15 protein-coding genes and 1 other RNA gene are annotated in these 12,149 nt (G+C 32.6%); 9 read left to right on the plus strand and 7 right to left on the minus strand.

Annotated elements, in window-relative coordinates:
* From BUE95_RS12490 to BUE95_RS12500, 3 genes are read right to left on the minus strand one after another with little or no spacing between them, the layout of a single operon-like run.
* Positions 1–510, minus strand: coding sequence for a DinB family protein (locus BUE95_RS12490; RefSeq protein WP_073585026.1), 510 nt, complete (start codon positions 508–510; stop codon positions 1–3).
* Positions 511–556: 46 nt separating this feature from the next.
* On the minus strand, positions 557–1,036 hold the full coding sequence (locus tag BUE95_RS12495) for an Lrp/AsnC family transcriptional regulator (RefSeq protein WP_073585028.1): 480 nt from the start codon (positions 1,034–1,036) through the stop codon (positions 557–559).
* A 57-nt stretch (positions 1,037–1,093) separates the two neighbouring features.
* Complete coding sequence (locus BUE95_RS12500) at positions 1,094–2,248, minus strand: M14 family zinc carboxypeptidase (RefSeq protein WP_073585030.1); 1,155 nt, start codon at positions 2,246–2,248, stop codon at positions 1,094–1,096.
* A gap of 300 nt (positions 2,249–2,548) precedes the next feature.
* On the opposite strand from BUE95_RS12500, the gene BUE95_RS12505 reads away from it, so the two are divergent.
* A complete protein-coding gene (locus BUE95_RS12505) occupies positions 2,549–3,010 on the plus strand; it encodes a helix-turn-helix domain-containing protein (RefSeq protein ID WP_073585032.1) in 462 nt (153 codons plus the stop codon).
* Positions 3,011–3,044: 34 nt separating this feature from the next.
* Here the strand turns inward: BUE95_RS12505 and BUE95_RS12510 are convergent, their stop codons facing one another.
* The gene (locus tag BUE95_RS12510) at positions 3,045–3,599 is read right to left on the minus strand and encodes a 1-acyl-sn-glycerol-3-phosphate acyltransferase (RefSeq protein WP_073585034.1); all 555 of its coding nucleotides are present in this window, start codon (positions 3,597–3,599) and stop codon (positions 3,045–3,047) included.
* A gap of 56 nt (positions 3,600–3,655) precedes the next feature.
* On the opposite strand from BUE95_RS12510, the gene BUE95_RS12515 reads away from it, so the two are divergent.
* Positions 3,656–4,318 carry a spermidine synthase gene (locus tag BUE95_RS12515; RefSeq protein WP_073585036.1) on the plus strand — a complete coding sequence of 221 codons (663 nt, stop codon included), beginning with the start codon at positions 3,656–3,658 and terminating at the stop codon, positions 4,316–4,318.
* Here BUE95_RS12515 and kdsB read toward each other — a convergent pair.
* The gene (gene kdsB / locus BUE95_RS12520) at positions 4,310–5,035 is read right to left on the minus strand and encodes a 3-deoxy-manno-octulosonate cytidylyltransferase (RefSeq protein WP_073585038.1); all 726 of its coding nucleotides are present in this window, start codon (positions 5,033–5,035) and stop codon (positions 4,310–4,312) included. The two genes, BUE95_RS12515 and kdsB, sit on opposite strands and share 9 nt — an antisense overlap.
* A 27-nt stretch (positions 5,036–5,062) precedes the next feature.
* Positions 5,063–6,487, minus strand: a complete 1,425-nt coding sequence (locus BUE95_RS12525; protein WP_073585040.1) for an ATP-dependent DNA helicase — start codon at positions 6,485–6,487, stop codon at positions 5,063–5,065.
* 122 nt (positions 6,488–6,609) lie between these two features.
* On the opposite strand from BUE95_RS12525, the gene BUE95_RS12530 reads away from it, so the two are divergent.
* Genes BUE95_RS12530 through BUE95_RS12545 form a run of 4 tightly spaced genes read left to right on the plus strand, consistent with a single transcriptional unit; the run spans position 6,610 to position 9,449 of the window.
* On the plus strand, positions 6,610–7,371 hold the full coding sequence (locus BUE95_RS12530) for a hypothetical protein (protein WP_084530306.1): 762 nt from the start codon (positions 6,610–6,612) through the stop codon (positions 7,369–7,371).
* Complete coding sequence (locus BUE95_RS12535) at positions 7,355–8,167, plus strand: DUF3822 family protein (RefSeq protein ID WP_073585042.1); 813 nt, start codon at positions 7,355–7,357, stop codon at positions 8,165–8,167. Before BUE95_RS12530 ends, BUE95_RS12535 begins: the two co-directional genes overlap by 17 nt.
* Positions 8,164–8,742: a 16S rRNA (guanine(966)-N(2))-methyltransferase RsmD gene (gene rsmD, locus BUE95_RS12540; protein WP_073585044.1), complete on the plus strand. Its 579-nt coding sequence runs from the start codon at positions 8,164–8,166 to the stop codon at positions 8,740–8,742. Before BUE95_RS12535 ends, rsmD begins: the two co-directional genes overlap by 4 nt.
* 11 nt (positions 8,743–8,753) lie before the next feature.
* Complete coding sequence (locus BUE95_RS12545) at positions 8,754–9,449, plus strand: DUF4328 domain-containing protein (RefSeq protein WP_073585046.1); 696 nt, start codon at positions 8,754–8,756, stop codon at positions 9,447–9,449.
* On the opposite strand, the gene rnpB is transcribed toward BUE95_RS12545, so the two are convergent.
* Positions 9,447–9,767, minus strand: an RNA gene (gene rnpB / locus BUE95_RS12550) — RNase P RNA component class A. The genes BUE95_RS12545 and rnpB overlap by 3 nt on opposite strands.
* A 123-nt stretch (positions 9,768–9,890) precedes the next feature.
* Here rnpB and BUE95_RS12555 point away from each other — a divergent pair.
* The 3 genes from BUE95_RS12555 (at position 9,891) to BUE95_RS12565 (ending at position 12,071) form a co-directional block, all read left to right on the plus strand.
* Positions 9,891–10,199, plus strand: a complete 309-nt coding sequence (locus tag BUE95_RS12555) for a hypothetical protein (RefSeq protein ID WP_073585048.1) — start codon at positions 9,891–9,893, stop codon at positions 10,197–10,199.
* Between the two features lie 109 nt (positions 10,200–10,308).
* Positions 10,309–11,382, plus strand: a complete 1,074-nt coding sequence (gene dnaX, locus BUE95_RS12560) for a DNA polymerase III subunit gamma/tau (RefSeq protein ID WP_073585050.1) — start codon at positions 10,309–10,311, stop codon at positions 11,380–11,382.
* A gap of 278 nt (positions 11,383–11,660) precedes the next feature.
* Positions 11,661–12,071, plus strand: a complete 411-nt coding sequence (locus BUE95_RS12565) for a DNA polymerase III subunit gamma/tau (protein WP_234977657.1) — start codon at positions 11,661–11,663, stop codon at positions 12,069–12,071.
* Positions 12,072–12,149 lie beyond the last annotated feature (78 nt).

A 12,149-nucleotide genomic window follows, 5' to 3' on the forward strand; every position in this document is an offset into this window, starting at 1 on the left:
TTATAAATAACGTTCTACTATAATGTTTTTATGGTGCAATTCGTGCCCTAAAATACAATACCCGATTCCCCTTACCGAAACACTTGAATGAGATGCATTTCCTAATTTTTTCAATTCTAATTCCGTAAAATGCTCAAACAAACTTATGGTTGCATTTCGAACTGCGCTGTACTCATGCAATAAACTCTCAAAATCTCTTTCATTAGCCTTTGCATTAATTACATAATCATTTTCATCAAATCCAGGTAAAGGAGTAGCATCATTTCTAGCTATTCGTAAAGCCCTATAAGCAAAAATACGTTCTGCATCTATCAAATGCAATATGATGTCTTTAATTGTCCATTTGTTAGGAGCATAACGATATTCCTGTTTAAAAGTAGGAATTGAAGTAAAAAAATGCAACATTTCCTCTTTTTGAGAAATAAGGCCTTTCACTATATCTTCTTCGGGTACCAAACGAATGTAATTCATTTGATATGCTGCATATTCATTTGGTTGTAACTGTTTCATAAAAATTGAAAAATAAAAAAGCCTCAATATACTGAGGCTTAAAATATTAAAGTTCTTTAAAAATCGTATGCATCAATCTTTTCTTATCGTTGATACTTTCTTCAAGAGAAATCATGGTTTCTGTTCTATAAACCCCATCGATATCATCAATCATAAAAATAACCTCTTTGGCATGTTTGGTATCTTTGGCTCTAATTTTACAAAAAATATTAAACTTCCCTGTAGTAACATGCGCTACTGTAACATATGGAATTTGATTAATACGTTCTAAAACAAATTTTGTTTGTGAAGTATTGTGTAAAAAAACACCCACATAAGCAATAAAAGAATAGCCTAATTTTTCATAATCCAAAGTCAATGATGAACCTTGAATAATTCCAGCATCTTCCATCTTTTTTACTCTAACATGAACGGTTCCTGCAGAAATTAGCAATTTTTTTGCAATATCTGTGAAAGGAACTCTGGTGTTATCAATCAACATGTCTAAAATTTGATGATCAACTTCATCTAATCGAAACTTACTCATAAGTGCTTATAATAAATGTTAAAATTTTAATTTTTATTAAATATATTCGCAAATTTATTAAATAATATTCACACCGTTACGATATTCAATAGAATTATTCAATAAAAAATCTGCTTTTTTTCCAATTTCTGGAAAATTTGAACCTTCAGCACTAAATAGCATTTCTTTGCAATCGAATTCTAAATGCCCAAAATATCCTTCCAAATCCTCAACTTTTGAAATCCTAGCTACGAATTGTATTTCGTTGTGTATCAAGACCTCTTCAAATTGAGCGGCAAAGTTAATTATTTTTTCAACACTATTGTTAATAATTTTCACATTTTTATAAATTAAATCGTAAAATCTTTTATTATTTTGAGGAATATGCAAATATTCTTGTAATTCATTATCAACTATAACGTTTTCGTTATGACTTGATACTGAACTTAAAAGTGAGATAAAAACATATTTTCTACTTTCTTCTCGTTGGTAATCCTCTTGAAAATGCCCCGCTTCAAACAATATAGTAGGTGTGTTTTGTGTAGTAAAAAAATCCCCTGTACAGTTCACATTATAACTATCATCAAAACGCCCTACTTGGCCCGGTATAAACTCTTGCAGGACCTTATTCATAAGGTTTATTTTAACAATCGCCTTCATTCGGACATCGTTAAAATCTCTTTCTTCATTAAAGGCAGGCGCCAAAAAAGAGAGGGTTGCTGGTAAATTATAGTTATCCGTACCAAAAATAGTACGTTGGTCATGCAAATTGTAACAATAATCTGGTTGAAAGCTACCATAGACCTCATGTAAGACTTTCATTTCGAGTTGTGATACATTTAAAGCGTCTCTATTTAAGTCAACTTTATTGGCATTCTCACGCGTATAATGAAAGGCACCGTCAGGATTTAACATTGGTAAACATACAAAAGTATATTGCGCTTTGATTTTTTTCGCCAACTCAGATTCCACCGCCAAAAAATTAAAAAAATCAAACAGTCCTTTAGTTGTCGTGGGTTCGTTTCCGTGCATTTGCGACCACATTAAAATCTTAGTCGGACCGTTGCCAATTTTAACTTTGTAAATCACACGACCTTCAACCGATTTACCTGCAGATGTAACTTCAAAAACGTTTTCAAAAGATTTTAAAATTGGGGTAATTGCATCGAGCGTAATATATTTTCCTTTTAATCTCGTTTCTAAAAAGGAGGTTGCGAGTTGTAAATAATTCATAAAACAATATTAGATTACAAATGTAAACAACTTTATTTTTACAAATGTAAACAGTGTAAAGCGCTTTACTTTTTACTTCTGTAAACAGGTATTAACAGTACTTATTCATAGAGGTTTGCTTAATGTTTACAAAAACGAATAAATAAAATTGCAATAGCTAAATAACTTTATATCAATAGTTTAATAGTTATTATATAATGTGATAATTTATATTTATTTGCGTGTTTTACATTTGTAAACTTGTTTTATAGTGCTATTTTATTTACATTTGTAACGTTAATATATGGATACCTATTTACAATGTTAAACATAGACGATTTTATTAAACGGTTGGAAATTATCTTGGATTACTATGGTTTATCCGCTTCTGGATTTGCTGATAAAATCGGGGTGCAACGTTCTAGTTTATCTCACCTCCTTTCTGGAAGAAACAAACCGAGTTTGGATTTCGTTTTAAAAGTAGTTGAAGTATTTCCTGAAGTAGATTTGTATTGGATTTTAAATGGCGCTGGAAGTTTTCCAAAATCGGAACTTTCTGATCAAAATGTTTCAGCCCCTAGCAAAAAGACTTCTTCTTCTGCTGCGGCTGAAATTCCATCCGCCGAACCTGATTTGTTTTCATCAACAACAAAAGAAGCGCAATCCCTTTTTTCGGAGCAAGATGATTTAAACTCGTTTCAGCCTCCCCTTGAAAATGCAGAAGAGATTGAAAGAATTGTAATTTTTTTCAAAAACGGAACGTTTAAAAATTATAAAGCATAAAAAAACGCTGAATTTCTCCAGCGTCTATATCTTTTTAAATTGCCGTAAAGCTCTTTTCAGGAATTTTACCCACTACCCCTTTGTAATACAATTTTAGCTGTTTTAAATCCGCATCAATATTTCCTGTTGGATAGAACGGTTCATGATACACTACTTCTTTTCTGCCATAATCAAACGCTACAGGAACAATAGGAACATTCGCTTTTAACGCCATGTAATAAAATCCTGTTTTCCACTCTGATACCTTTTTTCTGGTCCCTTCTGGGGCTATAGCCAATCTAAAAACTTCTTTTTCTTGAAATATCTTAGCTATGGTATCTACTTTGTTTTCATTTTTTTGGCGGTTTAATGGGGTACCTCCTGTCCAAGTAAAAAAATAATTAAAAGGAAACACAAATAATTCTTTTTTAGCAACATAATTTATTTCCAAATTTAAAATGCCGCGTGAAAAAATGCCAAGAAAAAAATCCCACCAACTCGTGTGGGGAACCGCTATTAAGACACATTTTTTTATTTCAGGCGCTATAGTTCCAACAACTTTCCAACCAAAAACTTTACAGAAGATGAATTTGTATATAATTTGTTTCATATAAGACGATTTTGAGACAAAAATAAAATTATATTTACGATTACAAACAAAGTTATATGATTAAGCGCTTACTTAGTTTTTTATTTCCTTTAAAAATTCACGAACGAAAATCGGTTTACAGTAAAAATCTTGAAGTTACATGGAATAATGGGTATTTGGTTTTAGATTCTGAAAACACAAATTACTCCTTTGGTAGTTTACAACGCGTGTTGAAAAAAGGACTGAAATATATAGGTTATGAACGAATTCAGAATTTCAAGTCTATTTTAGTTTTAGGAGTTGCTGGTGGCAGTGTCATTGAAACCCTTAAAAGAGAAATTAAATTTGAAGGTCAAATTACTGGGGTTGAAATTGATCCTATCGTAATTGAATTAGCGAACAACTATTTTGGATTAGGAAATTACAACAACGTTACAATTGTTATTGATGATGCGTTTGCCTTTGTATTAAAAACCAAAGAAAAGTATGATTTAATCATTATTGATATCTTTCAAGATACGACAATGCCCAATTTTTTATTTGAAGATTTTTTTATAAATCGTATTAATTTTTTACTTAATGTTAATGGCTTTATCTTGTTTAATACCATGACTTTAGACTATAATGATAGAAGAAGGAATGCCTTGTATAAAAGTAAATTTAATAGCAATTATTCGGTGCGGTTGTATCCCAAAATTGAGGTACACAATGAATTGTTTACTATTAAAAAATTACAATAACTTTCTAGCTTTTTCCAAATCCTCTGGTGTATCAATTCCAATACTTCCATGAGAAGTTTCTACCATTTTAATTCGTTTTCCGTATTCTAAGTAACGAAGTTGTTCTAATTTTTCAGAAGCTTCCAAAGATAACATAGGTAAACGGTAAAAATCCATCAAAGCTTCTTTTCTAAAAGCGTATATTCCAATGTGTTTCATATAGCGAACACCCACATTTTCTTCCCTAGGAAAAGGAATAACCGATCGTGAAAAGTATAACGCAAAACCTTGTTGGTCGGTAATCACTTTTACGTTGTTCGGATTTTTAATTTCTTCTTTATCGGTAATTTCAAACATTAACGAACCCAAATCAACCTTCTTTTCAACATCATTTCTGAAAACTTGAATTAGCTTCTCTAACGGATTTTTATTAATAAATGGTTCATCACCTTGTACATTGATTACAACATCAACGTCCATGTTTTCAACAGCTTCTGCAATTCTATCACTACCACTTTCGTGCGCTTTTATCGACATGATGGCTTTACCTCCATTCGAGACAATTTCCTTATAAATTAGGTCAGAATCTGTTACCACAAAAACATCATCAAATAAGTGGGTCGAAATAGCCGCTTCATAAGTTCTACGGATAACGGTTTTGCCTCCCAAATCTTGCATTAATTTTGCAGGGAAACGAGTGGATGCATATCGAGCGGGAATTACAGCTATTATTTTCATGATGTTTTTTGTTTGATTACAAAAGTATTAATTTTCAAAAAACTCGTCCTTAAATCCGATTAAATATAATTTTTCTTCGGCACGCGTAATGGCTGTATATAACCAACGTACATAATCAACATCAATACCATCAGGTAAATAAGGTTGTTCTACAAAAACGGTTTTCCATTGTCCGCCTTGCGATTTGTGACAAGTAATTGCATACGAAAATTTCACCTGAAGGGCATTGAAATAAGGATTTTCCTTTACTTTTTGCATTTTTTTATATTGAAGGCGTTCTTCTTCATAATCCAATAAAACTTCTTGATATAATTTATTGGACTCTTCATACGTCAACGAAGGGGATTCGCTCATAATGGTATCCAATATAACCACCGTATCAAAGGGAATTTGATTTGGATAATCAACCATTCTAACTTTTACTGTTGCAAATTTGAATCCGTATAATTCTTGTATTTTTCTAATTTCAAGAATTTCTATAATATCGCCATTCGCAATAAAACCTGCCTCTGAATTTTCTTTCAACCAAAAATAATTATTCTTGACCACCATTAAATAATCGCCTGTTGAAATTTCACTTTCTTTGGCAAGAATAGCACTTCTGATTTGTTGGTTGTACTGATTGGCTCTTTTGTTAGAGCGTAAAATAAAAACGGTATCTTCTATACTATAATTGTCGTACGCTTGATGGATCGCATCTTGAATTTCATAGCCATCTTGCAATCGGACAATATCTTTGAATCCTTTTAACTTAAATTGAAAAGTATCCATAAATTGTGAATGTAATAATTCTCGCAATTGTGTAGCATTATATAAAATACCGGAATGTTCCGCTTGACGCATCACTTCGTCGAATTCAATATGATGCACATTTTTTTGATAGTGTAACGAAAGAGAATCAATATCCAAAGCTGGGCTTACGCTCATATTTACAGGAGGTAACTGAGCAGTGTCACCAATTAATAAAAGCTTACAATTCTTCCCTGCTTCCACATAAAAAAACAAATCGTCTAACAAAGAACCGTTCTCATACATTTTAGAATCCTGATTATTATCCGAAATCATAGAAGATTCATCTACTATAAAAAGAGTGTTCTTAAATTTATTTTGTTGCAAAGTAAAACTTACGCCACCCGCTTTATTTTTCTTAGGAAAATAAATACGTTTGTGAATGGTAAAGGCTTGTTTTCCAGAATAATTGGCTATAACTTTAGCTGCTCTACCCGTTGGAGCCAAAAGCACCGCTTTCATGTCAATTTCGGCCAAATTGTTAATAACAGTAGCAATAATAGTTGTTTTACCTGTTCCTGCATACCCTTTTAGCACAAAAACATCATCTGTTGTTGAATTCATAACAAAATCAGCTATTTTTTGGAGAAAAACATCTTGTTTTTGAGTGGGTTGATGGGGAAATTTTTTTTGTAATAAATTGTAAAACAGCTTGTAAGTCATAAAAATAGATTTGGCCAATATTAATTTTCAAATATACAGATGATTTTTACAAGAAAATCTTTTGTGAAGAAAAAAAAATTGTAAGTTTGCATTCCTATATATAACTAAAAAATATAAATCTAATGTTATTATTATTATTGTACGTCGTAATTACCTGCATTGTAGCAGTGGTTTTAGTAAAACTTATAGATAAATTTTTACCTTCTGGAGCAAAACCAATAATCTCTGTAGTATTGTGGGTTGTTTGCTTTGGTTTAGCTTATCTTATTTACGCATCAGTTATGAAACCTATTGAGTTTAAGCAAGAAAAAGAAGCTCGTTATGAGATTGCGGTAAAAACAATGCTTGATATTAAGAAACTTCAAACAGGTTATAAATCAGTAAACGGAAAATATGCAGATACTTTTGAAGAGTTAGTAAATTTTGTTGAAACAGGACAATTTGAAATTATTTCAAGAAGAGATACTTCAGTTGTAGATGCTGCTAAAAATGCTGCTTTTGGTATTAAAGTTGATGCTGACGGAGTTGGTGGTTTCTATAAAGACATTGTAATTACTGAAAAATTAGGAACGGTATCTGTAAAAGACTCTTTATTTAAAAATTCAGATCGTTATAAAAGATTAAATGTTGTTAAGGTTGGCGATTTTGAAGTTCCTGTAATCATGAAAACGGGATTAGTAAATAGAAATGACATGAATATTTCTACTTTTCAAGCTACTATTGATAAAAATGCCTTATTAAAAGATCTTGATCCTGAATTAATTAAAAACGAAAATAAAGTAGAATCAATTGACGAAATCAATGGTCCTCAAATTATTTTAGGTTCGTTAGATGAAGTAAGTCTTACAGGAAACTGGCCAAAAAAATATGGTAGTAACGAATAACGATATTACACAAAAAACATACAAAAAGTTGTCCATTCAGGTTTCCTTGGATGGACTTTCTTTTTGTGTCTTTGATTTACTATCCAATACGATAATTAACACCATGTCTATTACTTTTGAAAAAACTAAAGTAATTGAAGAGCAATTATGGCGCACATTTGTTGATTATCCTATTCTAACAAAATCATTTGATGAAGTCATGGTTATTCATGATAACAATCTGAATACTTTTGTTCCTTCCTCCCTATTTGATCCTCATTTTATAGCAAGTTACTTGCAGTATAACACCAAAGTTTTTGAAACTGATTTTTTCACACATGACATCATTTTTCCATACGAAATGAATAATGTTTATGTACCTTTTGTAAATATCAACAATTTTTTATTGGACCAATACGATACCTTTGAATATCAAAATGCGAACTCTTTTCTGGTAAAACAATTACTAAACCTCTCAAAAAATAAAGAAGAAAAACAAGTTTTTGTTCACCTTCAACAAGCGCATTTTGAAATTGTCGTGGTAAAAAATCAACAATTGTTGCTTTTTAATTCGTTTCAATATCAAACCGCAGAAGATTTTATTTATTATGTTTTGTTTACCTGCGAACAGTTGCAACTGAACCCAGAAATCATTTCGGTACAACTTTTAGGCAATTGTACAGCAGAGGATCCTTTTTTCAAGATTGTTTACAAATACATTAGAAATTGCAATTTACTTGACGTCAGCAACAAAGCCGCTATCTTAAATGTTTCAGCTGCTGAATTGAGAAAACACTTTATACTCTATCATTCATGAGAATTATTTCTGGAAAACACAAAGGGCGACGACTTGTTGCTCCAAAAAACTTACCTGTTCGTCCTACAACCGATATGTGTAAAGAATCGTTGTTCAATATTTTGAATAATTATTTTAATTTTCATGGATTGAAAGTTTTGGATTTATTTTCTGGAACGGGAAACATCAGTTACGAATTTGCATCGCGAGGTGCTGGTCCTGTAACAAGTGTGGATGGCGATATGGGATGTGTGAATTTTATAAAGAAAACGGCTAACGAACTCGATTTGGACATTAGTGCGATAAAAAGTGATGTTTTTAAATTTTTAGAAAAGAGCAAGACAAGTTACGATATTATTTTTGCTGACCCTCCTTATGATTTGAGTCAAGAGCATTTTGAAAAAATCATTCAACTAATTTTTGAAAACGAACTTTTGGATGAAGAAGGGATGTTAATCGTAGAGCATTCAAAACATACCAAACTGGATCATTTATCTAATTTTTCATTTTCAAAAGCCTATGGCGGTTCGGTTTTTTCATTTTATGAATTTGAAAGCGAAATCGAAGAAGAATTAGAAAATGAAGATCAAGGTTAAAAAATCACATCATGTTAAAGAATAATACGCAAAGAGCTAAAAATTTAATTATTGTTTTTGCAATACTATTTGTCTTAAACATAATATCCATAATTTCAGACCTGCTTCAGTATACGATGTTGCAATCTATTGAAGGATTTACTATAGAAGAGGCCGAATCAAATGATATTAGACAACGGATTATTGCTTTTATCACGTTAGGGGTATATGTCCTTTGTTATGTGTTTTTTATTCTTTGGTTTAGAAGAGCTTATTACAACCTCCATCAAGTTGTAAAACATTTAGAATTCACCGAAGGTTGGGCTGCCGGAGCTTGGTTTGTTCCGATAATGAATTTTTTCAGACCTTATCAAATAATGAAAGAACTTTACGTTGAAACTGAAAATTATTTATCAAAAGTAAAAACGGATTATGTCAAACGACTAAATGTAACTTTTGTTGGGATTTGGTGGACTTTATGGATAATTGCTTCGCTATTAGAAAGAATAGGAATGCGCTTGAATCTGAACGCCGAAACATTAGAAGAAATTACTCGTGCTACTGAGATAAATTTAGCAAACGAATTTTTCACGATTCCACTTTGTTTGATAGTGATAAAAGTAATAAAAGATTACAACAACGTTGAACAAGAATTGTTTGAAATTGAAAAAAATAAAAATCTAGAAGTTTCAGCGAATACAGAAGAAGTGATCACCACTATCGCATAAAAAAGCAGACCTATAAGCCGGATTCTGTCTCCAAGAATGGAGCCTTATCATTTATCTAGCCCCGATATTACTATCGGGATCAAGCTGCCTACCCTTCAACATCGGACGAGTCGCCCTTATTCTGATTGCTCAGAAACTGCTGATATACTTGGCATTTCACCGCATAGAGTTTACCTGGTTTCACTACAGCATTACCTGTACATACTTTCTGTTGCACTTGTCCTCACCTTTCGATGGATGGGCGTTACCCACTATGCTACTCTTTGGTGTCCGGACTTTCCTCTCCCGAAAATCGGGAACGATAAGGCGGTCTGCGGTGCAAACTTACAACATTTTAAATCGTTTGAGAAAATATTAATGGATAGTTTAACAGAAACTTTTGCTGAGTATGCAACAAATTTTGTAAATTTATAGGTCGCAAAATCATAATACATAATTCTCATGTCAACTATTTATCACTATGCTTCCGTCTCCGAAGCACTTCAAAAATTAAGAGACAAAGGGTTTACATTTGATTTCAATCAAAATGAACAAGACATTATTTTGCATCCCGAAAATTATTGCATCCATCATATTTACCATTACGAAGGCAATTCGAACCCCGATGACGAAGCTACCGTTTATGGCATCGTATCTAAATATGGTTTAAAAGGTGTTTTTGTTACCGGAACTGCTGCCAATTCATCGGATAAAAATGCGGCTGCTATTTCTAAACTTTCGATAAAAGACAAGCATTCCACCACACTCTAATGTACTAGGACCAAATTGTGAATAACTTTTATAAAGATTCCCCTCAATTTGGATTTTGGAATTTGTTTTTTGGAATTTCCCAACCTATATTTGTCTTTCAATAGCATTTATGGAACAATTTATCGTATCGGCTCGTAAATACCGTCCACAAACATTTAAAGATGTTGTGGGGCAACAGGCTATTACCAATACGTTGTTGAATGCTATAGAAACCAATCATCTCGCCCAAGCCTTATTATTTACAGGACCTCGTGGGGTTGGAAAAACAACTTGTGCTCGAATCCTAGCTCGAAAAATTAATCAAGAAGGTTATGATGATCCGTATGAAGACTTTTCATTCAATGTTTTTGAATTGGATGCGGCTTCTAATAACGGTGTTGATGATATCAGAAGCATTATCGACCAAGTGAGAATACCTCCACAAACTGGAAAATATAAAGTTTATATCATAGACGAGGTGCACATGCTTTCGCAAGCGGCTTTTAATGCTTTCCTGAAAACATTAGAAGAACCCCCTAAACATGCCATTTTCATCTTAGCGACTACTGAAAAACACAAAATTATTCCAACGATTTTATCGCGTTGTCAAATTTTTGATTTCAAAAGAATTACAGTTAAAGATGCGAAAGAACATCTAGCGGAAATTGCGAAAGAACAAGGAATTACCTTTGAAGATGATGCGCTTCACATCATTGCTCAAAAAGCAGATGGTGCAATGCGTGATGCTTTGTCTATTTTTGATCGTGTCGTTTCTTATTGTGGAAAAAACCTTACTAGACAAGCGGTTACCGAAAATTTAAACGTACTCGATTTTGAATATTACATCAAAATCACGGATTTAATTTTAGAAAATAAAATTCCAGATTTGCTTTTAGCTTACAATGACATTTTAGCGAAAGGTTTTGATGGGCATCATTTTATTGCTGGCTTGGCATCTCATTTTAGAGATTTATTGGTTTGTAAAAATCCGGCGACTTTATCTTTATTGGAAGCGGGTGAACATGCACAAAGTCTATATGCCGCTCAATCTCATAAAGCGATGCACGATTTCTTATTGAAAGGAATTGAATTAGCCAATGAGTGCGATTTGAAATATAAAGTCAGTCAAAACCAACGTCTTTTAGTTGAACTTTGTTTGATGCAATTGGCCTCTATCACTTTTGATGGAGAAAAAAAAAAGTAGCTAAATTTATCATTCCGGCTACGTATTACAAGCACAACTCCTACTCTATTTCAGAAGCTTCATCGTTAAAAACTCAAGTTCCTACTGAAGAAGTTAAACCTGTTGTAAAAACAGCTCCCGAAGTAATCGAACCCGTTGTTTCATCAATTCCACAAGTTCAAAATGAAGTAGTTGCTCCAATTGTTCCTGAAATTCCGAAACCCGTTTTAACCCATTTAAATCCGACAGCAACCAAAGTTTCGGCACTTTCTTTAGCGAGTATTAAAGCGAAAAAAGAATTGGAAGCCCAACAACAAACCGTTCAAAGACATCGCGAAGAATTACCTTCAGAAGCGTTTAATGAAACCGATATGTTGTTGCAATGGAATAAGTTTGCTCAAAAAATGGTAGACAGTGGAAAACGTTTGATGGCCACGTATATGCAAATGAATGATCCAACACTAGACGGAACAAAAATTACGTTAGAACTTCCCAACCAAAGTACGAAAGAGGAATTTTTATCGGGTTGTCATGAATTAATGGGGTATTTAAGAGGCAAATTACACAACCACGATATTACCATTGAAGTCGTTGTAAATGAAACTACTGAAAACAAATACGCCTTCACCCCACAAGAAAAATTTGAACGCTTAAAACAAATTAATCCGGCTTTAGATTTGTTGCGAAAGACGTTTGATTTGGATGTGTAGCTTATTGAAACTTGTTTTGGTAGCCCTTGAACAAGATCCTAAAATCTTTAGAAAACATCATTACACCTTTTCATTCCA

This window comes from Flavobacterium cucumis (genome assembly GCF_900148835.1).
Taxonomy (GTDB): domain Bacteria; phylum Bacteroidota; class Bacteroidia; order Flavobacteriales; family Flavobacteriaceae; genus Flavobacterium; species Flavobacterium cucumis.